The sequence below is a fragment of the Ancylobacter sp. GW821-FHT10E12 genome, assembly GCF_058809335.1.
Window position 1 is genome coordinate 42348 of record NZ_JBXASN010000019.1, and the last position, 21985, is coordinate 64332.

Sequence of the window (21985 nt, forward strand, 5' to 3'; positions counted from 1 at the left end):
ATTGCCTCCCTTCACCTTTCGGCGTAAAAGCCCGCGCTCGCCCGAGCCTGTGAATGGCAGGGCCTTCAGGAGAAATTGAGATGGGCTACAAGGTCGCCGTCGCAGGCGCCACGGGTAACGTGGGCCGTGAAATGCTCGACATCCTCTCGGAACGCGGCTTTCCCGCGGACGAGGTGATCGCGCTCGCTTCCCGCCGTTCGGTCGGCCAGGAAGTCTCGTTCGGCGACAAGACCATTAAAGTCAAAGCCCTGGAGAATTACGACTTCTCCGACACCGACATCTGCCTGATGTCGGCCGGCGGCGACGTGTCCAAGCAGTGGTCGCCGAAGATCGGCGCCCAGGGCTGCGTGGTGATCGATAATTCCTCCGCCTGGCGCTACGATTCCGACGTGCCGCTGGTGGTGCCGGAAGTGAACGCCGATGCGGTGAAGGGCTTCACCAGGAAGAACATCATCGCCAACCCGAACTGCTCGACCATCCAGCTCGTCGTGGCCCTGAAGCCGCTGCACGAACTGGCCGGCATCAAGCGTGTCGTGGTGTCGACCTACCAGTCGGTGTCCGGCGCCGGCAAGGACGCGATGGACGAGCTGTTCGCGCAGACCCGCGCGGTGTTCGTCTCCGACCCGATCGAAGCGAAGAAGTTCCCCAAGCGCATCGCCTTCAACGTCATCCCGCAGATCGACGTCTTCATGGAAGACGGCTTTACCAAGGAAGAGTGGAAGATGATGGCGGAGACCAAGAAGATCCTCGATCCGAAGATCAAGCTGGTCGCCACCTGCGTGCGCGTGCCGGTCTTCGTCGCGCATTCGGAATCGGTCAACGTCGAGTTCGAGCGCCCGATCACCGTCGAGGAAGCCACCGTGGCGCTGCGCAACGCCCCGGGCGTGCTCGTCGTCGACAAGCATGAGCCCGGCGGCTACATCACCCCCTACGAGGCGGCGGGCGAAGATGCCACCTACATCTCCCGCATCCGCGAGGATGCGACGGTGGAGAACGGCCTCGCCTTCTGGTGCGTGTCGGACAACCTGCGCAAGGGTGCGGCGCTCAATGCGGTGCAGATCGCCGAGAGCCTGGTCAACCGCAAGCTGCTGATGCCGAAGTCCCAGAAGGCGGCGTGAGCCGGCTTCTGCAGAGCCTTCACAGGCGGCGTGAGCCGGCTCTGCACGAGCCTTGACAGGCGGCGTGAGCCGGCTTCCGCGACCCTGGAGCGGCGGAAGCCCCTCCACGGAGAACATTCAGCGGCCGCCTTCGGGCGGCCGTTGTCATTTCATGCCCCGGCCGTCACCTTTCCGTCGAACTCCCGCAGGAAGACTAGGCCCGACTCGTCACGTATCATGGGAGGCGACATGCTCGCCCGCGCCGTCGCCCTCACTCTGGCGCTCATCGTCCCGGCGCTGCTGGCCCTGTCGTCGCCGGCGGCGGCCCACCCGCATGTATGGGTGGTGGTGAACTCCCAGCTGCTCTACGGGCCGGACGGCACCCTCGCCGGCGTGCGCCACGACTGGACCTTCGACGAGGGCTTCTCCAGCTTCGCGCTGCAGGGACTCGCCACCACGCCGGACGGCAAGCCGACCGAGGCGACGCTGAAGGAACTGGCGCAGGTGAATGTCGATTCCCTCAAGGAATCCGCCTATTTCACCTATGCCAAGCGCGGCAAGGAACAGTTCCCCTTCGGCGAGCCGCGCGACTACAGCCTCACCTATGACGGCACGGCGCTGACGCTGCATTTCACCCTGCCGCTGGAGAAGCCGCTGCCGGCCAGGGGCACGGTGGCGATCGACGTCTACGACCCGACCTATTTCGTCGCCTTCCAGCTCGCCGACAACGATCCGGTCAAGCTCGCCGGCAGCCCGGCCGGCTGCAAGGTCGACCTGCATCGGCCGGATCCGGCGGCCGGCTCCACCACCCTGTCGGAAGGCTTCTTCAACGCCCTCACCACATCGAGCAATTTCGGCTCGCAATTCGCCAACCGCGCCACGGTGAGCTGCCCGTGAAGCGCGCCGGCCTCCTGCTTCCGGCCGGCCTCGGCCTTCTCGTCGCCAGCCTCATCGTCACCAGCCTCATCGTCGCCCTCCCGGCGCTGGCGCAGTCGCCCTTCGGCGTCGCCGCGCCGCCACCGCAGCCGGACGGCATTGCCGGCTTCATCCTCGCCAAGCAGGCGGAATTCTACCGGCTGCTCACCAGCGCCGTGCGCGCCTCGAAGCAGGATGGCTCGGCGCTCACCCTGCTCGGCGGCATCTCCTTCGCCTATGGCATCTTCCACGCCGCCGGCCCCGGCCACGGCAAGGCGGTGATCTCCTCCTACCTGCTCGCCAACGAGGCGAGCCTCAAGCGCGGCATCGGCCTCGCCTTCGCCAGCGCGCTCGCGCAGTCGCTCACCGCCATTCTGGTGGCCGGCCTGTTCGCGGTGGTGCTCGGCGCCACCGCCGCCACCATGGCGCGGGCGGTGTTCCTCATCGAGGTCGCCGCCTATGCGCTGATCGTGCTGCTGGGCGCGCGCCTCGCCTATGTGAAGGCACGCGCGCTGCTGCGGGCCTTGCGGGGCGAGCCCGATCACGTCCATGCCGCCGGCGAGGCCTGCGAGGACGGCCATGCGCATCTGCCCGGCCCGGAGGCGCTGCCGCGTGGCGGTGTCCGAGAATGGTGGACGGCAGTGTTGTCGGTAGGGCTGCGGCCGTGCAGCGGCGCCATCCTGGTGCTGGTGTTCTCGCTGACCCAGGGCATCTTCTGGGTCGGCGCCGCCTCCACCGCGCTGATGGGGGTCGGCACCGCCATCACGGTGAGCGCCATCGCCGCCATCGCGGTGTTCGCCAAGCATCTGGCGGTGCGGCTGGCGGCGAAGCGGCAGGGCTCGGGCGTCACCGTGGCATTGCGGGCGGTGGAACTCTCCGCCGCCCTCGCCCTCGTCGCCTTCGGCCTCGCGCTGCTGTTCGGCTTCATGGCGAGCGAGCGGCTGGGACTGGCGTGAGCGCCGAAGCCTGCTGCCGCATGAACCTCCTGCGTCCTTCGAGGCCCGGCTGCGCCGGACGCCTCAGGATGACGGCATCGCTTTGCAGCAGCAACATTCGTCATGCTGAGGTGCGAGCGGAGCGAGCCTCGAAGCACGCAGGCCCGCACCTTCGCCCGCCCGGCCTCGAGGCGAACCGCAATCAGTCCTTCAGATAGTCGTAGGCCACCTTGCCGAGGCCGAGCGTCAGGTTGGCCTTGAGGTGGACGGCGGAGATGACCTCCAGAACCGGCAGCTTGGCGACGTCGCAGATGGCATGCGGGAACAGGCCGAGCGCCGCAGGGCCGGTCCAGGCCTCCTTGAGCTCGATGTCCTCAAGGTAATATTCGACCAGCTCGCATACGCGCGGGCTGTTGTCGACATGCGGGATGATCTTGATCATCCAGTTCGGGCTCTTCAGCGAGGCGAGCACGGCGTCGTGGTCGAGCGCCTGATACTTGTAGCCCATGGTGCCGCAGGCGCAGAGCACGCTGCCATAGTTCAGCTTGGCGACCAGCGTGTCGCTTTCCACCGCGAAGGTCGGCTTGGCCAGCTTCTTCGGGAAGCCCCAGATCTCGCGGCCGCCGGCGATCGGCGCTTCGTCGTCGAGATACATGGAGTGGACGAAGCCGCCCTTGCGGCCCTCGAACTCTACCGGGATCACCTGCCCGGTCTCGGTGTAGTCGCCGAAGCCGGTCGAATCCGGCATGCGGATGAACTCGTATTTGACGATGGGGTCGATCACCTTCAGCGGCTCGGGCACGACCTTTTCCAGCGCGGCGGGGTCGGTGCGGTAGGTGATGATGAAATATTCGCGGTTGAAGAAGCGATACGGCCCCTTCGGATAGGAAGGGCTGGTCAGCGGCATGGAATAGGCGGTTTTGCGAACGTCTTCGATCTTCATGTAGCGACCCTTCCGCTGGCGAACTCGGCTCAGCCTAGAGGAGATCGATGCGGTGCAACAGGGCGAACCGCGTCACCGAGCCGACACGTTGCGGTCACCTACAGCACCAGCACGCCGGCCATGCCGGCTTCGGTGCCCATGCACAGCGCCCCGCCATCGGCCCGCCAGGCCATGGCGGTCACCGCGCCGCCGTCCGGCCCGCGCGCCAGGATTTCCGCGCCGTCGGAAATGCGCACCAGCATCACCATCCCGTCCTCGAAACCGCAGGCGATCACCTCGTCCTTGGGATGGGCGGCGACACAGGAGACCCGCACGTCGCGCATGGCCAGCATGGTCGGCTGCTTGCCCATCGGCCCGTCCTTGCTGGCGAAGGGCCACAGGATCACCTCGTTGGAGCCGGACGTGGCGAGGAACTTGCCGCCGGCGGCGAATTCCATCGACTTCACCCGCGCCGGGTAGCCGCTCATGCGCATGTGGCCGCCATCGGCGAGCCGCCAGCCATGCAGGGCCGGCTCCTGCATCGTCGTCACCACGAAGCGCATGTCGGGGCTCCAGGCGACGCCACGATGCGAGCCCTTCCATTCCAGCATCTCGGGCTTGGCCTGCGCATTGGGAAACCACAGCGACACGCCGCCATAATGGGCGACGGCAAGGCGCGTGCCCTTGGGCGCGAAGGCGAGGCCGCCGACGGTGGAGACCGCGTCCAGCGTCTTCGGCTCGCCCTTGGCGGGGCGGAAATGCGCGGTCTTGCCGACCGAGAAGGCGACCGCCCCATCGGCACCCGTGGCCACCTGGTCGATCCAGCGGCCGCGCTGCTCGAACAGCACCTCCATCGAGCCGTCGCCCCGCGTGCGCACCACCCGCCCGTCGTCGCCGCCGGTGAGGATGCCGCGCGCGTCGCCGGCAAAGGCGAGCAGCGCGCCCTTATGCGCCTCGACCCGCGCCGGCTCGTCGCCAGCGAAGGCGAGCACGCCCTCGCCGAGCGCGAAGACCGGCGTCGCGCCGAGATAGCGCGCGCCGACCGCGGCGCCCCCGAGGGGGTGCACGCGCAGTTTCGATGTCAGGGACGAGGGAGTGCTGGAAGCGGTCATGGGGGATTTCGGCAAGAGGAGGCTGACGCCGGACTAGCGCATATCGTGCCCGGCGTCACGCCACCCGATCACGCCACGCAAATCATGCCACGCAGGAACGGAACCCCTTCTCCAGCGCCGGGACGTCGAGCTTGCGGCCGATGAACACGATGCGGCTCAGCTTCGGCTCGCCATCCTTCCACGGCCGCTGGTGATCACCGTCGAGGATCATGTGCACGCCCTGGAAGACGAAGCGGTCCGGGTCGTTCTTGAAGGCGAGGATGCCCTTGGAACGCAGGATGTTCGGCCCCTCGCGCTGGGTCAGTTCCTGGATCCACGGGAAGAACTTGTCCGGGTCGAGCGGCAGGTCGCTGGTGAAGGACACCGAGCGCATGTCCTCGTCGTGATAGTGCTTGTGGCCGCCCTCGAGGAAGTCGGGGTCGATGGCCTGGATGCGGTCGAGGTCGAACGCCCCCTGCCCCAGCACCTTGTCGATGGCGATCTCCGAACGCTGCGTGCGGTGAACGCGGGCAAACGGGTTGATCGCCCGGATCCGCATCTCGACGTCCTTCAGCTCCTCCTCGGAGACGAGGTCGGTCTTGTTGAGCAGGATGACGTCGGCGAAGGCGATCTGGTTCTTGGCCTCGGGGGCGTCCTTCAGCCGGTCCTTCAGCCATTTGGCATCGGCGACGGTGACCACGGCGTCGAGCGTGGTCTTGCCGCCCACGGTCTCGTCGACGAAGAAGGTCTGGGCCACCGGGGCCGGGTCGGCGAGGCCGGTGGTCTCGACGATGATGCCGTCGAAGCCGTCCTTGCGCTTCAGCAGCCCGTCGATGATGCGGATGAGGTCGCCGCGCACGGTGCAGCAGATGCAGCCATTGTTCATCTCGAACACTTCCTCGTCGGCGCCCACCACGAGGTCGTTGTCGATGCCGATCTCGCCGAACTCGTTGACGACGACGGCGAATTTCTTGCCGTGCGGCTCGGAGAGGATGCGGTTGAGCAGCGTGGTCTTGCCGGCGCCGAGATAGCCGGTGAGCACGGTGACGGGAATCTTGTTCGCCTGAGTTTCGGGCATGGAAGTTCGCTCCAGTCTTTACTTTTCCTCTCCCCGTTGGGGAGAGGTGGCCCGCGAAGCGGGTCGGTGAGGGGCTACGCGACCGGAAAGCCGGAATAACCCTCACCCACCCATCTTCCCCATTGGGGAGAGGGAGTTCCCCTCAGCTCGACAGCGCCGCCGAGAACTCGCGGATGTTATTCTGTATCATGTCGATATAGGTGCTGGCCGGACCCTTGTCATCGGACAGCGCGTCGGAAAATACCGTGCCGCCGATCTTGGCATCGGTCTCCTTGGCGATGCGCTTGATGAGGCGCGGGTCGGAGATGTTCTCCATGAATACCGCCGGGATCTTCTCGGCCTTGATCTGGCGGATGATCTTGGCGACGTCCTTGGCCGAGGCCTCGGCCTCGGTGGAGACGCCCTGCGGCGCGATGAACTCCATGCCGTAGGCGGCGCCGAAATAGCCGAAGGCGTCGTGCGAGGTGATGATGCGGCGCTTGTCGGCGGGAATGGCCGCCATCGCCGCCTTCACCTGCGCGTCGAGGGCCGCGAGCCTGGCGAGGTAGCTGGTGGCGTTGGCCTCATACGCCGCCTTGCCGGCCGGATCGGCGGCGATCAGGCCGTCGCGGATATTGGCGACATAGAGCTCGGCATTGGCCACCGACTGCCAGGCGTGCGGATCGGCGATCTCATGCGCGTGGCCGGTCTCCGGCTGCGCGCCATGGGCATGGGCGTCGCCCTCCTCTTCCTCCATTTCGCGCGCCTGCACGCCCCTGGAGGCGACGACGACCTCCGCCTTGGTGCCGGAGGCCTTGACGAGGCGGTCCATCCAGCCCTCGAAGCCGAGGCCGTTGACGAACACCACCTTGGCGGCCGCCACCTTCCTGGCGTCGGCCGGCGCCGGCTGGAAGACATGGGCGTCGCCATCCGCGCCGACCAGCGTCGAGACGGCGATCCGGTCGCCGCCGACATTCTTCACGAGGTCGCCGAGGATGGAAAACGACGCGACGACCGGCATCTTGGCGTCCGACTGCGCCGCCGCCGGGGCGACGAGCGCCAGCAGCAGTGAGGCCGCGGCGGCCAGGCGAGAGAGCTTCATGGCAGAACTCCTTCAGGCTTCGAGATGTCTGCGGGGCAGCAGTCGCGGAACGATGCCGCCGATCGGGCCCAGCAGGACCGAGACGGCATAGGCGCCGCCGGCGACGAGGATGATGGCGGGGCCCGAGGGCACGCCGAGATGGTAGGAGACCAGCAGCCCGACGATGCCCGAGCCGCAGGCGACCAGGATGGCGGCCCCGACCATGGTCGAGAGGTCGCGCGCCCAGAAACGGGCGGTGGCGGCCGGCAGCATCATCAGGCCCACCGCCAGCAGCGTGCCGAGCGCATGGAAGCCGCCGACGAGGTTGAACACCACGAGGCCGAGGAACACCAGATGCGTCGGCGTGCCGGCCCGGCTCACCGAGCGCAGGAAGCCGGGATCGACGCATTCCACCACCAGCGGCCGCCACAAGGCGGCCAGCGCCAGCATCGAGACGGTCGACACGCCGACGATCAGCAGCAGGGTCGGGTCGTCGAGCGCCAGCACGGTGCCGAACAGCACATGCAGCAGGTCGACATTGGAGCCGCGCAGCGACACCAGCATCACGCCGAGCGCCAGCGAGATCAGGTAGAAGGCGGCGAGCGCCGCGTCCTCCTTCATCTGCGTCGCCCGCGCCACCGCGCCGGCGCCGATCGCCACCACGAAGCCGGCGACCAGCCCGCCCAGCGTCATCGCGAACAGGTTCAGCCCGGCGGCGAGGAAGCCGACCGCGGCGCCGGGCAGGATGGCGTGGGCCATGGCGTCGCCGGCGAGGCTCATCCGCCGCAGCATCATCAGCACGCCAACCGGCCCGGCGCCGAGGCCGAGCGCGATGACGCCGACCAGCGCCCGGCGCATGAAGTCGAATTCCGCGAACGGCGCGATGAGGAGATCATAGGGGTTCATGCCGCGCGCTCCGGCAGGCAGGCGCTGGCGCCCTCGTCCCAGGCCTCGCACATGCGGCGCGCCTTGAGGAGGTTGGAAGGGGTCAGCACCGCCCGGGTATCCCCCCACTCGACCATCGAGCGGGCGAGCAGCAGCGTGCGCGGGAAATGCTCGCGCACCAGTTCGAGGTCGTGCAGCACCGCCAGCACGGTGCGCCCCTCGCCGTGCCAGCGTTCCACCAGCGCGACGAGGTCGCGCACGGTGGCGGCGTCGAGCGCGGTGAACGGTTCGTCGAGCAGGATGATCTCGGCATCCTGCAGCAGCAGCCGGGCGAACAGCGCCCGCTGCATCTGCCCGCCGGACAGCGTGCCGATGGCTCGCCGCTCGAAACCCTCGAGCCCGACGGCGGCGATCGCCTCGCCGATGCGTTCGCGGTCGGCACGGCCGACGCCGCCGAACAGCCCGGTGCGCCGCCACAGGCCGAGCGCGACCAGGTCGTAGACATGGATCGGGAACGAGCGGTCGAGCTCGGCCGCCTGCGGCAGGTAGGCGAGGCGCCGGCGGTCGCCGTCCGGCCGGGCGATGCTGCCCGACAGCGGCGAGATGAGCCCGGTTATCCCCTTGAGCAGCGTCGACTTGCCTGCCCCGTTCGGACCGCAGACGGCGACGAGATCGCCCTCCGCCACAGATCCGCTCAGGTGATGCACCGCCGGATGCCGGTCATAGCCGAGCGTCACGTCGCGAAAGGCCAGCACCTCGGCGCCCGCACGTTTTTCGCTCATCACGCGCCTCCCCACAGCACGGCGAGCGCCGCCGCCCACAGCAGCACCGCCACCGGCAGCACCAGCGCCAGCCGGGCCGGCGCGGAAAGGCGCAGCAGCGAGGGCGCGGCCGCCACCGGCCGGCGACCCGCCGGCCGGGCGTGGGAATGCGGGTGGGGATGCGGCTCGGAAGGAGCGTGATGGTGGTGATGCGACACGGACATGCGAGACCTCGACAAGGTCACTATCGATACAACATATCATTCGGCCGCGTCCAGCGCCTTGATACAATGTAGCAGAGCCATGTCGATTTTTGGTGCAGCGCGGCATATGCGCCGAAATGCCCGTGCGGAGCGTCTCGACGGCGCCGCTTCCACGACCTATTAGGAAGCGCTTTGTCGGCCGGAATGTCCGGCATATTCGATCGGGAGCCCGTTCATGGATATTTCACGCATTTCGGCCGGACCGAATCCGCCGGAGGAAATCCACGCCTTCATCGAGATCCCGGCCGGCGGCGCGCCGGTGAAGTACGAACTCGACAAGGAATCCGGCGCGATCTTCGTCGACCGCTTCCTGCACACGCCGATGTTCTATCCCGGCAATTACGGCTTCATCCCGCAGTCGCTCGGCGACGATGGCGACCCGCTCGACGTGATCGTGCTCTCCCCGGTGGCGCTGATGGCCGGCTGCGTCATCACCTGCCGCCCGGTCGGCGTGCTGATGATGACCGACGAGAAGGGCGGCGACGAGAAGGTCCTCGCCGTGCCGGTCGACAGCGTCTACCCGTATCACTCGACGATAAAGACCTATAAGGACCTGCCGCCGCTCATCGTCGATCAGGTCACCCATTTCTTCACCCACTACAAGGACCTGGAGAAGGGCAAGAAGGTCACCGTCGCCGACTGGCAGGGCCCCGAGCGCGCCCGCGAGCTGATCGTCAAGGCGATCGAAGCCGCCAAGAAGTGAGCACCGGATGCCGCCGCGGCATCGGCGGCGCAGGTGGATCCGACGAAAGCTGGTGACCCGACGAAAGTTAAAGGGCCGTCCGCCTCCTGCGGGCGGCCCTTGGCATTTCGATTGCTCCGTCTTCCGCGATACCTGCTTCCGCGGCCAGTGAGCCCGCGGGCGTTCTACCGGAGTGACGATGCCCCTCAATTTTCACAACCGCGGGAACTATCGCGACCGCATCGTCCCGGCCGCCGAGCTGCCGCAGCTCGGCCCGCCGCCCTACAGGGACAGCTTCCCGGTGAAGCTGCCGGACGGCGACTGGGCGGACCTGCCCTTCCTCGCCCTGCCGCCGGATTTCGAGACGGCGATTGCCTATCTCTGCATCACCGAGAACTCGTTCGAGCTGGAAGACCGGCTCTCCTCGGCCATCGTCGAGGAAGTGCGCGACCTCCGGCCGGACGTGGTCGTCGGCATGCCGACGCTGGGCATGGTGCTGGCCGCCTCGGTGGCGAAGAAGCTCGGCCATCCGCATTACGTGCCGCTCAGCTACTCGCGCAAATTCTGGTTCGAAGACGAATTGTCCATCCCGGTCATCTCCATCACCAGCCCGCTGAAGCCGAAGACGGTGTTCATCGACCCGCGCCTGCTGGAGCGGCTGGAGGACAAGCGGGTGCTGCTGGTGGAGGACGTCATCTCGACCGGCGGCACCGTCTCGGCCGAGCTGGAGCTAATGAAGCGCATCGGCGCCGATGTCGTCGGCGTCGCCACCGCCATCAAGGAGACCAATGTCTGGCAGAAGACGCTGGGCGCCATCGACCCGGCATGGCCGGGCCTGGTGCGGGCGCCCATCGCCTGCCCGCTGTTCCGCAGGGGCGAAGGCGGCTGGATCCCGGACTGGTCGACCCTGCCGGCCTGAGACGCCCTCAGTCGCGGAACCCCATCGCCGCCAGTGCCGCCCGCAGCGCCGGCGGCACCGTCACGCCCTCCTGCGCGGCGCGGGCGCGGTTGGCGAGCCGCCGCTGGCCGGGAAGCCGCGCGCCGGGCTCGTCCTCGATGGTGCTCGCCAGGCGCTCCAGATGGTCGAGATAGGCCGCGCCCGCGGTCCTGCCCGGATCTATGGCGAGGATCACATGGCCCACCGCCGCCGGCGGGCCCTCGCCGTCGAAGAAGCTCGGCGCGTCGAAGGCGAAGGTCGAGGCGGTGAGCCCCGCCGCCATCACCTCGATGATGAAGGCCAGCGCCGTGCCCTTGGCCTCGCCCATCGGCACCATGGTGCCGGCGAGCCCGGCCTTGGAATCGGTGGTCGGACGTCCTTCCGGATCGAGCGCCCAGCCCTCGGGAATCGGCTCGCCCCGCTGGGCGGCCGCGAGCACGTTGCCGCGCGCGACCTTGGCGACGGACAGATCGACCACCGCCGGCGGCCGGTCGCGCAGCGGCGTGGCGAAGGCCAGCGGATTGGTGCCGAACACCGCCTTCCTGCCGCCCCAGGGCGCGATGGAGGCCGACGCATTGGAGAAGGCCAGCGCCACCAGCCCGCGCGTCGCCAGCGCTTCGACCGGCTGGCCGGCGACGCCGAAATGGCTGGAGCGCCGGATCGAGACCAGCGCGATGCCGGTCTCGCGGGCGATCGCCTCGGCCTCGGGCAGCGCATGGTCGATAGCCGGGTAGGCGAAGCCGTTGCCGGCATCGACGACCAGCACGCTCGGCGCCGCGCGCCGGCTCGTCGGCACCGCATGGCCGTCGATCTTGCCGGCCGCCACCATCGCCGAGTAGCTCGGCAGCCGCGCGAGCCCGTGGCTGCCGAGCCCGTCCGCTTCGGCGCCGACGAGGGCGCGGGCGGTGATCGCGGCATTCCCCGCGCTGGCGCCGAAGGTCTCCAGCACGCGGGCGGCATAGCCGCGCGCCTCCTCGACGGTGAGGCGCATCGTCGGCGGCGTCTTCTCGATCATGTTCAAAGCGCGGCCCCTCCGAGCGGCCCGGCCGGCAGGCGCGACAGGTCGAACCGATGCACGTCGGCGAGCAGCGACACCAGGGCCCGCGCGCCGTAGAGCGCGCAGGCGCGGCCCTTCTCCGGGTCGGCCTCGGTGGCATCGCCCATGGCGCCCATCGGGTTGATGTCCTGCGCCATCCAGCCGAAGCCGGCCGGCGTGCCGGCGCGCAGGAAGGCGAATTCCTGCTCCATCGCCAGCGTCGCCGGCGGGAAGTCGCGGATTTCCCCGGTGCGCACCATGTCGGGGCGGAACTCCATCATCAGCGCCGTCTCGACGCCGCCGGCATGGATGCCGTGCTGGCGCTCGGTCGGCGAGAACAGGCCCTCGGGATAGCCGAAGCGATGCCAGGACACCGTCACCGCCAGCATGCCGAGCCGGGCGCGCAGCTCGCGCGCCACGATGTCGAGCGTGGAGACATTGCCGCCATGCGAGTTGACCAGCACGATCTTGCGCACCCCGGCGCGGAAAACGCTCTCGCCGATCTCGATCCAGGCGCGGCTCACCGTCTCGGCCGACAGCGTCAGCGTGCCGGGAAAGAAGATGTGCTCGTTGGATTTGCCGATCGCCTGCAGCGGCAGGAACACCGCCGGCAGGTCGTCGGGGAGGAGCCCCATCACCTCGTCGAGATAGCCCTGCCCGATCATCGCGTCGACGCCGACCGGCAGATGCGGCCCGTGCTGCTCCACCGCCGCCACCGGCAGCACGGCGATCCAGTTGCCGACATCGCCTTGAGCGAAATCGGGCCAGGTCATTTCGGTCCAGAAGCGTTTGGGCGGCATGGTGCAGGTCCGGGCAGGTAGCTGACGGGCGGGTTGGCTGACGGGCGGGTTCTAGGCTCAATCGGCGCGCGCCGCCAGCGCCTCGACCTCCACCTTGAACTCCGGCCGGGTGAAGCCGGAGACGATCATCAGCGTCGAGGCCGGCGGCGGATCGGCGATGAACCGGTCGCGCGCCGCCATGTAGCCCGCCATATGCGCCCGGTCGGTGACATAGGCGTTCAGCCGCACGATATCGGCCGGACCCATGCCGGCCTCGGCGAGGCAGGCGGCGATGGCGCGGAAACACAGATCCGCCTGCTCCTCCGCGCTTTCGGGGATGACGTCGTCTGTGGAAAGGCCGAGCTGGCCGGAGACCAGCAGCAGCCGCGCCCCGGCCGGCACCTCGACGGCATGGCTGTAGCGGGCGAAGGGGCGGCGGACCGCCGCGGGGACCAGATGGCGCAGCATGGCCGCGAGCCTAGGCGCGCAAAAATCCACCGGCAAGCGGGCATCGCAGATATGTGCATCGGCTTTAAGCTCGCCTAGTATGGCGGCATTGCCTCCGGCACGGCCTGTTGGGAGACCCGTTGATGCGCCAGATTCTGCGCAATATTGCCCTGCGCTCTCTTGTCCTGCGTTCGCTCGCCGTCCTCGCGGCCGCGGCTGTCCTCGCCGCCGCGCCGCGCGCGGCCTCGGCGGCCGACAAGGTCACCTTCGGCACGAACTGGGTGGCGCAGGCCGAGCATGGCGGCTTCTACCAGGCAGTGGTCGACGGCACCTATGCCAAATACGGGCTCGACGTCACCATCCTGCCCGGCGGGCCGCAGGCCAATAACCGCCTGCTGCTCCCGGTCGGCAAGATCGACTTCTACATGGGCGCCAACATGCTGCAGGCCTTCTCCTCGGTGGTGGAGGGCATCCCGACGGTGATCGTCGCCGCCATGTTCCAGAAGGACCCGCAGGTGCTGATCGCGCACCCCGACGTCGCGACCTTCGAGGATCTGAAGAAGAAGACCCTGTTCATCTCCAAGGAGGGCCTCGCCAGCTACTACCAGTGGCTGGTGGCGGATTACGGCTTCAGCGAAAGCCAGGTGAAGCCCTACACCTTCAACGCCGCGCCGTTCCTCGCCGACAAGAACAGCGCCATGCAGGGCTACATCACCTCCGAGCCCTATGCGGTGGAGCAGCAGGGCGGCTTCAAGCCGAAGCTGTTCCTGCTCGCCGACCAGGGCTTCGACACCTATTCGACGACCATCGAAACCCGCAGCGAGCTGGTCAAGTCCAACCCCGACCTGGTGCAGCGCTTCGTCGATGCCTCGATCATCGGCTGGTACAATTACCTCTATGGCGACAACGCCAAGGCCAATGCGCTGATCAAGAAGGACAACCCGGAGATGACGGACGAGATGATCGCCTTCTCCATCGACAAGCTGAAGGAGTACGGCATCGTCGATTCCGGCGACACCAGGAGCCTCGGCGTCGGCGCGATGACCGATGCCAAGATCAAGAGCTTCTATGACAAGATGGCCCGCGCCAAGGTGGTCAAGGCCGACATCGACTACAGGAAATCCTACACGACCCAGTTCGTGAACAAGGGCGTCGGCAAAGACCTTGCCCCGAAGTGAACCGATCTCGCCCCGAGATGAGCGGCACCCGCACGTGATCGACGCGGCCGAACGCGACCGGCCGGCGGCAGCCCCGCCCGGCGCCGGGCCGCCGCTGCTGCGTCTGTCCGGCGTCGGCAAGCGCTTCGGCAACGCGGTGACCGCCCTCGACGGGCTCGACATGGAGGTGCGCCAGGGCGAGTTCCTCTCGCTGCTCGGCCCCTCCGGCTGCGGCAAGTCGACGGCGCTGCGGCTGATCGCCGGCCTTGCCGAGCCGACCAGCGGCCGTATCGACTTCAATCGCGCCCCAAGGGCGCCCCGCCCGAAGGGGCCTCCGTCCATCGGCCATCCTGCCGCCGGCCACCCCTCCGTCGGCCACCCCTCCGTCGGCTTCGTCTTCCAGGAGCCGACGCTGATGCCGTGGGCGAGCGTGTTCGCCAATGTCCACCTGCCGCTCAGGCTCGCCGGCATCTCCCGCCGCGAGGCCGAGCCGGCGATCCGCGAGGCGCTGGCGCTGGTCGGGCTCGACGGCTTCCACGACGCCTATCCGCGCGAGCTCTCCGGCGGCATGAAGATGCGCGTCTCCATCGCCCGCGCCCTCGTCACCAGGCCGCGCCTGCTGCTGATGGACGAGCCCTTCGCCGCGCTCGACGAGATCACCCGCTTCAAGCTCAACAACGATCTTCTGCAGGTCTGGCGGCAGCTCGACTGCACGGTCGTCTTCGTCACCCATTCGGTGTTCGAATCGGTCTATCTCTCCACCCGCATCCTGGTGTTCCGTGCCCGGCCCGGCCGGGTGGCGGCGGAACTGTCGATCGATCCCGACCTGCCGCGCGACGAGGCCTTCCGCACCTCGCCGGAATATGTCGGCCTGTGCCGGCAGACCTCGCAGGCGCTCGCCGCCGCCATGAACGCGACCTGACGGGGCGGCGGATGGGCGAGGCATGATGGGGCAGCGGCTGGAAAATTCCGCCTTCCGCTGGCTGCTGCCCCTCGCGGTGCTGGCCCTCGTCGTGCTCGGCTGGGACCTCGTGGTGCGGCTGAACGACCTGCCGCCCTATATCCTTCCCAGCCCCGGCCGGGTGCTCTCCACGCTCATCGCCGACCGCGACGTGCTCGTCGGCTCGCTGATGGTGACGCTGCGCACCAGCCTGATCGCCCTGGCGATGGCGGCGGTCGGCGGGGCGGCGCTGGCGCTGCTGTTCGCCTCGGCCCGCATCGTCGAGTTCTCGCTGTTCCCCATCGCCATCATCCTGCAGGTGACGCCGCTCATCGCCATCGCGCCGCTGATGCTGATCTACCTGTCCACCGACACCGCGGTGCTGACCTGCGCCTGGATCGTCGCCTTCTTCCCGATCCTGTCCAACACCACGCTGGGGCTGAATTCGGTGGAGCCGAACCTGCGCGACCTGTTCCGCCTCGCCGGCGCCGGCCGGCTCCAGACCCTGCTTCTGCTGCAGCTGCCCGCCGCCCTGCCCTATTTCCTCGGCGGCCTGCGCATTGCCGGCGGCCTCGCCCTTGTCGGCGCGGTGGTCGGCGAGATCGCCGCCGGCTCGGCCGGCCAAGGCTCGGGCCTTGCCTTCCGCATCGTCGAATCCGCCTACCGGCTGAACATCCCCCGCATGTTCGCCGCGCTGCTGCTGATTTCACTGGCCGGCATCCTCATCTATGCCGGGCTCAGCCTCATCTCCTGGCTGCTGCTGCGCCGCTGGCACGAGAGCGCGCTGGCGAAGGGGAACTGAGCGATGGGAAACCGCCCGTGACGGAGGCGCATCCATGAGGGAAGCTTTGGCCGCCCGCGCGGCCTTCCTCGCCGATCCGCCGGATCGCTGCCTGCTCGCCGGCCTGCGCGCGCCCGCCTGCCTGCTGCCGCAGGAGCTCGGCGACGCGGATGCCGAAGGGCTGGTCCGTCTCGACATCGCCGTCAGCCATGGCCGCATCGCGCAGGTCGCCCCGCCCGGCCTCGGCGATCCCGCCCTTCCCCGCCTCGATCTCAACGGCGCGCTGGTGCTGCCCGGCCTCATTGACGCCCATGCCCATCTCGACAAAGCCTTCATCTGGCGGCGGGCGCCGAACCCGGACGGCAGCTTCCACGGCGCCCTCGCCGCTGCCGATGCCGACCGCGAGGCGCGCTGGACGGCAGGAGACCTCGCCCGCCGCATGGATTTCGCCCTGCGCTGCGCCCATGCGCACGGCACCGTCGCCCTGCGCACCCATCTCGATTCCATCGGCGCCCAGACCGCGGTCAGCTGGCCGGTCTTCGCCGGGATGCGGGAGCGATGGGCGGACCGCATCGCGCTTCAGGCGGTGGCGCTCACCGCCATCGACCATGTGCTCGACGACAGGGAATTCGCCCCTCTTGTCGCGGCGGTACGGGAATTCGGCGGTGTCCTCGGGGCGTTCACCTATGTGTCGCCCGCCCTCGATGCAGGGCTGGAGCGGCTGTTCGACACCGCCGAGCGCCATGGCCTCGATCTCGACTTCCATGTCGACGAGACGCTCGACCCCGCCGCCCGTTCGCTGGCCCGCATCGCCGAGACGGCGTTGAGGCGCGGCCATCAGGGACGCATCCTCGTCGGCCATTGCTGCTCGCTCGCCCAGCAGGCCGAGGCGGAGATCGACCGCACGCTCGATCTCGTCGCCCGCGCGCGTCTCGCCGTGGTCTCGCTGCCGATGTGCAACCTGTATTTGCTGGACCGCGCCGCCGGCCGCACCCCGCGCGCCCGCGGCGTCACCCTGCTGCACGAGATGCGGGCGCGCGGCATCCCGGTCATGGTCGCCAGCGACAATGTCCGCGACCCGTTCTACGCCTATGGCGATCTCGATCTCGTCGAGGTCTATCGCGAGGCGACCCGCATCGCCCATCTCGACCATCCCTTCGGCGACTGGCCCTCCCTCGTCACCCGCACCCCGGCGGATGTGCTGGGCCTCGACGGCCTCGGCCGCCTCGCCCCCGGCACGCGCGCGGACCTGTCGATATTCCGCGCCCGCGGCCTCAACGAGCTGCTCGCGCGCCCGCAGGCCGACCGCATCGTACTGCGCGCCGGTCGTGCCATCGACACCGCCCCGCCCGACTATGCCGAACTCGACGACCTGATGGGTGTGACCGCATGAATCGGGACAGCACGCGCTACGACCTCGCGGCGCTGAGGCAGCGCCTCGACGGCATCCACCTCGAGGACAATCCGGCGCTGGTCCGCCAGAAGAGCCGCGATTTCTACTGGTACTCGCCGGTGCTCAAGCGCCGGCTCGACGGCGTCACCGGCGATATCGTCGCCTTCGCCGCCAGCCAGGACGACGTGGTGCGCATCCTCGCCGCCTGCGCCGAACTCGCCATTCCGGTGACGCCGCGCGGCGCCGGCACCGGCAATTACGGCCAGGCCATGCCGCTGGCCGGCGGCGTGGTGCTGGACCTGTCGGGGCTGGACAAGGTCGTCTCCATCGCCCCCGGCCGGGTGGTGGCGCAGGCCGGCGCCCTGCTCGCCGATATCGACGCCGCGACCCGCCAAGGCGCTGGCAACACCATCGGGCAGGAGCTGCGCCTGCATCCCTCCACCTATCGCAGCGCCTCCATCGGCGGCTTCATCGCCGGCGGCTCGGGCGGCGTCGGCTCGATCATGTGGGGCGGGTTGCGCGATCTCGGCAACATCCTCGGCCTCACCGTCGTCACCATGGAGGCGGTGCCGCGCATCCTTCACCTCACCGGCGAGGATGTCGGCAAGGTCGCCCATGCCTATGGCACCAACGGCATCGTCACCGAAGTCGCCATGCCGCTCGCCCCGGCCTGCGACTGGGTGGAGGCGATCATCGGCTTTCAGGATTTCACCCGCGCCTGCGCCTATGCCAATGCGTTGGGCGAGCAGGACGCCCTCCTCAAGAAGCTGGTCAGCGTCATCGCCGCGCCGGTGCCGCAGACCTACTTCCTGCGCCACCGGCCCTACCTGCCGGACGGCATGCACGCCGTGCTCGTCATGGTCGACGCGCTCGCCATCGAGGCGTTCGCCGCCTTCACCGCCCGCCATGGCGGCGCGATGCTGTTCCGCTCCGACCTCGCCTCCCCGGAGGCGAAGGCCGGACTGCCGCCGCTCTACGAGCTGTCCTGGAACCACACCACGCTGCGGGCGCTCCGGGTCGACCCGGCGATCACCTACCTGCAGACGCTCTATCCGTTCCCCGACCAGCTCGACCTCGTCGCCCGCATCCATGAACGGCTCGGCGCCGAGGTTCCGGCGCACCTGGAATTCGTCCGCTTCGACGGCAAGATCACCTGCTTCGGCCTGCCGCTGGTGCATTTCACCACCGAGGAACGGCTGGGCGCCCTCATCGCCATCCATGAGGAGATGGGCGCGGTGGTGTTCAATCCGCACCGCTACACGCTGGAGGAAGGCGGCATGAAGCAGACCGACGCCGTGCAGCTCGCCTTCAAGCGCGAGGCCGACCCCGCCGGGCTGCTCAATCCGGGCAAGATGATCGGCTGGGACAACCCGGATTTCGACCTCGCGTCCGGCCGCACCTATCTCTTCAACGGACTGGCGTGAGGGAAAGCCGATGCGTGCGCTCATCGTCTTCTGCCATCCAGTGCCGGACAGCTACGGCGCCGCGCTGCGCGATGCGGTGCTGCGCGGGCTCGCAAGCGCCGGCATAGAGGCCGACCTCATCGACCTCTATGCCGACGGCTTCCAGCCGGTATTGAGCGAGGAGGAGCGGCGCAACTACCACACGCCCGGCCTCAACCGCCTGCCGGTGGAAGACCATCTCGACCGCCTCAAGCGGGCCGACGCGCTGATCTTCGTCGCCCCCACCTGGTGGTACGGGCCGCCGGCGATGCTGAAGGGCTGGCTCGACCGTGTCCTCGTGCCCTACGAGACCTTCGGCATGCCGAGGCCGTTCCGGCCGCTGGACCGCAAGCTCACCAATATCCGCGTGCTCGCCGCGGTGACCACGCTCGGCTCGCCGTGGTTCTGGTGGCGATGGATCGGCCAGCCGGGGCGGCGGATGCTGCTGTCCGGCATCGGCGGCATCGTGCATCCGAAGGCCAGCCGGCTGTGGATGGCGCTGCACGGGATGGATTCGGTCAGCGCCGCCAAGCGCGGGCGTTTCCTTAGCCGGGTGGAAAAACGCTTCGCCGGGCTGAAAATCGCCTCCGGTTAGTTCGATTTTGACGAAACTCGGGTTCTCAGCCATGTTCCTGTCATGACACGCTGTTTCTGCTGCAACAGATAGTTGTTGCCGCCACGCGGTCGACGGGGCTCCCAATGAAGGACGGCTTCGACAAGAGCATCGGTCTTCGCCTGCAACACGCCGCGCGTCTGCAACGCGCCCTTGCCGCACGACGCCTGCAGGAACTCGGTCTTTTTCCGGGACAGGAAACCGTGCTGAAGATTCTGGTGGATACGGACGGCCGCACCATGTCGGAGCTGGCCGCCGCGTTGCGGGTACGCCCGCCGACCGCCTCCAAGACGGTGGGACGGCTGGCGGCGCAAGGGCTTCTGGTGCGCAAGGCGTCGGATTCCGATGCGCGGCTGGTCCGCGTGCATCTCACCGACGAGGGCCGCACGCGCGCCGGCGCCATCGACGGCATCTGGGATTCGCTCGAAGACACCATGGTCGGCAGCATCGACAGCAAGGACCGCAAGCGTCTGCGCAAGCTGCTGCGCCGCATCGAGAAGAATCTCTCCGCCAAGCTCGGCGCCGAGGATCACGATCTCGACGAGCAACCGGACGAGATCGAGGAGCCGGCTTAGCACCGGCCGCCATTTTCGCGCCGCCGCGCTGCGGGAGGGCGGCGCGCTGATTCGTATCCACCGTTCATCCACAGGCTTGTCCACAGGCGGCGCGGGCGGTCCCCGCGCGGCAGGTAGCCGGCGCCGGGCGGCCCGGAGTGCCGGCGCTGCCGGGGGCGGATTGCATCGCCGGCGGTTTGGTGACGAATATCGGCCGGGACGAGACGCCCAGATCCGGCGCCAATATCCGTCACCGGGATCCGCCGCCATCCCCCCGCCGCCGAAGCCCGCCATGAAGACCCCGCCGCCTGCCGAGGAGCCGACAATGTCCGACCCCAAGCCCGCCGATCGCATCGAGCTGCTGCAGACCGGCGCGCTGATGCCGATGATCGAAGCCCAGCTGACCGAGCATTTCATCGTGCACCGGCTGGACGCGGCGGATGCCGAGGCGATGCTGGCGAGCGCCGGCCCACGCATCCGCGCCATCGCCACCGGCGTCGGCGCCACCGGCGGCGGCAAGCGCCGCGTCACCGCTGAGTTGCTCGACCGCCTGCCCGCGGTCGGGATCGTGTCGAATTTCGGCGTCGGCTACGATTCGGTCGACGCCGAGGCGGCCGCCGCGCGCGGCGTCGTCGTCACCAACACCCCCGGCGTGCTCGACGACGACGTGGCCGACCTCACCGTCGCCCTGCTGCTCGCCACCATCCGCCGGCTGCCGCAGGCCGAGCGCTATCTGCGCGCCGGCGCGTGGCCGACCGGCTCCTTCCCGCTCACCGCGACGCTGCGCGACCGCTCGATCGGCATTGTCGGCATGGGCCGCATCGGCAAGGCGATCGCCCGGCGGCTGGAGGGCTTCGGCCGCCCCATCGCCTATCACAGCCGCCGTCCGGCCGCCGAAATCGCCTATCCCCATTATCCCGACCTCATCGCCATGGCGCGCGAGGTCGACACGCTGGTCGTCATCGTGCCCGGCGGCGCCGAGACCCTGCACATGATCAATGCCGAGGTGCTGGCGGCGCTTGGCCCGCGCGGCGTGCTGATCAATGTCGCGCGCGGCTCGGTGGTCGACGAGCCGGCGCTGATCGCCGCGCTTGGGGACGGCACCATCGCGAGCGCCGGCCTCGACGTCTTCGCCACGGAGCCGCATGTGCCCGCGGAGCTGATCGCGCTCGACAATGTGGTGCTGCTGCCGCATGTCGCCTCCGCCACCCATCTCACCCGCAACGCCATGGGCCAGCTGGTGGTGGACAACCTGCTCGCCTGGGCCGCCGGCCGCGCCCCGCTGACGCCGGTGGCCGAGACACCCTGGCCGGCGGTGAAAGAACGAGGCGCACCATGAGACGCCCGAAGCCGGCCCACTCCGCCGCCCTGGCCATGCTGCTCCTCGCGGCGACGCCCGCCGCCGCGCAGGAGCCGCCGGCCGAGGCCGCCCAGCGCCTTGCCGACGCCTATCAGCTCACCAATGCCGACGGCGACCGCAGCTGCGCGCTCACCCTGGTGGCCAAGCCCGCCAGACCCGCCCCCGCCGGCGATCACGGCCCACTTTTCGAAGCCAATCTCGATCGCCCGGCCTGCACGGCGCAGATCACCTTCGCCGCCGACATCGCCGCCTGGTCGCCCGGACCCGGCGATTCGATCCGCCTCCATGCCGGCTCGGGCCGGCTGGTCGCCGAATTCACCGAGGGTGCAGGCGGCACCTGGGAAGCGCTGCGCGAGCGGGACGGCGTCTATTTCCTCGTCAATCCGCGCCTCGCCGAGCCGGTGACGCCCGCCCGGCCGGCCGATCTCTTCGGCCTGTGGAGCCTGTCGCGCGGGCCGGACAGCCCCGCCTGCACCATGATGTTCGGCGAGGACCTGTCGAGCGAGGGCATGTATCCGCTGATGCCGGACGAGGATTGCGCCGCGCTGTTCGGCCGCGTCGTGCCGGTGCACTGGCGCCTCGAGGGCGGCGACCTCATCCTGCTCGGGCCGCAGGGCGAGCAGCTGCGCTTCGCGGCGCAGGAGGAAGGCGGCTGGACCAAGGTGCCGGAGGAGCGCAATCCGCTCGCCCTCTCCCGCACGCCGTGAGGTGCGGTCCCGATCCGCGTGCCCGTGGCCCGCGATGATAGCGCGCGCCGACGACGGCACGCCCGGCACGCACGCCGCTGGTGCCACGCGCCACCCCGGCATTCGCCGGCGCCTCCTCTTCCACGCCTTGCCGCCAGGCTCTGCGGCGGA

Annotated in this window: 24 protein-coding genes; 14 read left to right on the plus strand and 10 right to left on the minus strand. The window is 69.0% G+C overall.

The features are described 5' to 3' along the window. The first annotated feature begins 80 nt into the window (after nt 1–80). The 3 genes from AC1RU4_RS21950 to AC1RU4_RS21960 all read left to right on the plus strand — a co-directional run bounded on the left by AC1RU4_RS21950 (nt 81) and on the right by AC1RU4_RS21960 (nt 2968). On the plus strand, nt 81–1118 hold the full coding sequence (locus tag AC1RU4_RS21950) for an aspartate-semialdehyde dehydrogenase (RefSeq protein ID WP_492893277.1): 1038 nt from the start codon (nt 81–83) through the stop codon (nt 1116–1118). A gap of 228 nt (nt 1119–1346) precedes the next feature. After that, entirely contained in the window at nt 1347–1994 is a 648-nt protein-coding gene (locus AC1RU4_RS21955) for a DUF1007 family protein (protein ID WP_492893278.1), read from the plus strand. After that, entirely contained in the window at nt 1991–2968 is a 978-nt protein-coding gene (locus tag AC1RU4_RS21960) for a nickel/cobalt transporter (protein ID WP_492893279.1), read from the plus strand. The genes AC1RU4_RS21955 and AC1RU4_RS21960 overlap by 4 nt, the downstream gene beginning before the upstream one ends. Nucleotides 2969–3149: 181 nt before the next feature. On the opposite strand, the gene AC1RU4_RS21965 is transcribed toward AC1RU4_RS21960, so the two are convergent. The 7 genes from AC1RU4_RS21965 to AC1RU4_RS21995 all read right to left on the minus strand — a co-directional run bounded on the left by AC1RU4_RS21965 (nt 3150) and on the right by AC1RU4_RS21995 (nt 8968). After that, nucleotides 3150–3890 carry an acetoacetate decarboxylase gene (locus AC1RU4_RS21965; protein WP_492893280.1) on the minus strand — a complete coding sequence of 247 codons (741 nt, stop codon included), beginning with the start codon at nt 3888–3890 and terminating at the stop codon, nt 3150–3152. A 98-nt stretch (nt 3891–3988) separates the two neighbouring features. Next, the gene (locus AC1RU4_RS21970) at nt 3989–4981 is read right to left on the minus strand and encodes a WD40 repeat domain-containing protein (RefSeq protein ID WP_492893281.1); all 993 of its coding nucleotides are present in this window, start codon (nt 4979–4981) and stop codon (nt 3989–3991) included. Nucleotides 4982–5063: 82 nt separating this feature from the next. Continuing rightward, nucleotides 5064–6038, minus strand: a complete 975-nt coding sequence (locus tag AC1RU4_RS21975) for a CobW family GTP-binding protein (protein WP_492893282.1) — start codon at nt 6036–6038, stop codon at nt 5064–5066. A 142-nt stretch (nt 6039–6180) separates the two neighbouring features. Further along, nucleotides 6181–7119, minus strand: coding sequence for a metal ABC transporter substrate-binding protein (locus AC1RU4_RS21980; protein ID WP_492893283.1), 939 nt, complete (start codon nt 7117–7119; stop codon nt 6181–6183). A 12-nt stretch (nt 7120–7131) separates the two neighbouring features. Then, nucleotides 7132–8004 carry a metal ABC transporter permease gene (locus tag AC1RU4_RS21985; protein WP_492893284.1) on the minus strand — a complete coding sequence of 291 codons (873 nt, stop codon included), beginning with the start codon at nt 8002–8004 and terminating at the stop codon, nt 7132–7134. Further along, nucleotides 8001–8765 (minus strand): zinc ABC transporter ATP-binding protein AztA, encoded by a 765-nt coding sequence (gene aztA, locus AC1RU4_RS21990; RefSeq protein WP_492893285.1) that lies wholly within the window; start codon nt 8763–8765, stop codon nt 8001–8003. The genes AC1RU4_RS21985 and aztA overlap by 4 nt, the downstream gene beginning before the upstream one ends. After that, the gene (locus AC1RU4_RS21995; RefSeq protein WP_492893286.1) at nt 8765–8968 is read right to left on the minus strand and encodes a hypothetical protein; all 204 of its coding nucleotides are present in this window, start codon (nt 8966–8968) and stop codon (nt 8765–8767) included. The genes aztA and AC1RU4_RS21995 overlap by 1 nt, the downstream gene beginning before the upstream one ends. 214 nt (nt 8969–9182) lie before the next feature. On the opposite strand from AC1RU4_RS21995, the gene ppa reads away from it, so the two are divergent. Further along, the gene (ppa, locus tag AC1RU4_RS22000; RefSeq protein ID WP_492893287.1) at nt 9183–9710 is read left to right on the plus strand and encodes an inorganic diphosphatase; all 528 of its coding nucleotides are present in this window, start codon (nt 9183–9185) and stop codon (nt 9708–9710) included. A gap of 178 nt (nt 9711–9888) precedes the next feature. Then, entirely contained in the window at nt 9889–10608 is a 720-nt protein-coding gene (locus tag AC1RU4_RS22005) for a phosphoribosyltransferase (RefSeq protein WP_492893288.1), read from the plus strand. 7 nt (nt 10609–10615) lie between these two features. On the opposite strand, the gene AC1RU4_RS22010 is transcribed toward AC1RU4_RS22005, so the two are convergent. The 3 genes from AC1RU4_RS22010 to AC1RU4_RS22020 are packed head-to-tail and all read right to left on the minus strand — an operon-like array spanning nt 10616 to nt 12909. Further along, entirely contained in the window at nt 10616–11641 is a 1026-nt protein-coding gene (locus tag AC1RU4_RS22010) for an Ldh family oxidoreductase (RefSeq protein WP_492893289.1), read from the minus strand. A gap of 2 nt (nt 11642–11643) precedes the next feature. Next, nucleotides 11644–12462 carry a creatininase family protein gene (locus tag AC1RU4_RS22015; protein ID WP_492893290.1) on the minus strand — a complete coding sequence of 273 codons (819 nt, stop codon included), beginning with the start codon at nt 12460–12462 and terminating at the stop codon, nt 11644–11646. Between the two features lie 57 nt (nt 12463–12519). Next, nucleotides 12520–12909 (minus strand): RidA family protein, encoded by a 390-nt coding sequence (locus AC1RU4_RS22020; RefSeq protein ID WP_492893291.1) that lies wholly within the window; start codon nt 12907–12909, stop codon nt 12520–12522. Nucleotides 12910–13031: 122 nt separating this feature from the next. On the opposite strand from AC1RU4_RS22020, the gene AC1RU4_RS22025 reads away from it, so the two are divergent. The 9 genes from AC1RU4_RS22025 (at nt 13032) to AC1RU4_RS22065 (ending at nt 21835) form a co-directional block, all read left to right on the plus strand. After that, nucleotides 13032–14066: an ABC transporter substrate-binding protein gene (locus tag AC1RU4_RS22025; RefSeq protein ID WP_492893292.1), complete on the plus strand. Its 1035-nt coding sequence runs from the start codon at nt 13032–13034 to the stop codon at nt 14064–14066. Nucleotides 14067–14103: 37 nt separating this feature from the next. Then, a complete protein-coding gene (locus AC1RU4_RS22030) occupies nt 14104–14967 on the plus strand; it encodes an ABC transporter ATP-binding protein (RefSeq protein ID WP_492893347.1) in 864 nt (287 codons plus the stop codon). A 22-nt stretch (nt 14968–14989) separates the two neighbouring features. Then, nucleotides 14990–15787, plus strand: a complete 798-nt coding sequence (locus AC1RU4_RS22035) for an ABC transporter permease (RefSeq protein WP_492893293.1) — start codon at nt 14990–14992, stop codon at nt 15785–15787. Between the two features lie 34 nt (nt 15788–15821). Then, entirely contained in the window at nt 15822–17159 is a 1338-nt protein-coding gene (locus tag AC1RU4_RS22040; protein ID WP_492893294.1) for a cytosine deaminase, read from the plus strand. Next, nucleotides 17156–18583 carry an FAD-binding oxidoreductase gene (locus AC1RU4_RS22045; RefSeq protein ID WP_492893295.1) on the plus strand — a complete coding sequence of 476 codons (1428 nt, stop codon included), beginning with the start codon at nt 17156–17158 and terminating at the stop codon, nt 18581–18583. Before AC1RU4_RS22040 ends, AC1RU4_RS22045 begins: the two co-directional genes overlap by 4 nt. A gap of 10 nt (nt 18584–18593) precedes the next feature. After that, on the plus strand, nt 18594–19196 hold the full coding sequence (locus AC1RU4_RS22050) for an NAD(P)H-dependent oxidoreductase (protein ID WP_492893296.1): 603 nt from the start codon (nt 18594–18596) through the stop codon (nt 19194–19196). A 104-nt stretch (nt 19197–19300) separates the two neighbouring features. Continuing rightward, nucleotides 19301–19789 carry a MarR family winged helix-turn-helix transcriptional regulator gene (locus AC1RU4_RS22055; protein WP_492893297.1) on the plus strand — a complete coding sequence of 163 codons (489 nt, stop codon included), beginning with the start codon at nt 19301–19303 and terminating at the stop codon, nt 19787–19789. A 304-nt stretch (nt 19790–20093) separates the two neighbouring features. Then, nucleotides 20094–21107, plus strand: coding sequence for a 2-hydroxyacid dehydrogenase (locus AC1RU4_RS22060; RefSeq protein ID WP_492893298.1), 1014 nt, complete (start codon nt 20094–20096; stop codon nt 21105–21107). Next, nucleotides 21104–21835 (plus strand): AprI/Inh family metalloprotease inhibitor, encoded by a 732-nt coding sequence (locus AC1RU4_RS22065; protein WP_492893299.1) that lies wholly within the window; start codon nt 21104–21106, stop codon nt 21833–21835. The genes AC1RU4_RS22060 and AC1RU4_RS22065 overlap by 4 nt, the downstream gene beginning before the upstream one ends. Nucleotides 21836–21985: the final 150 nt, after the last annotated feature.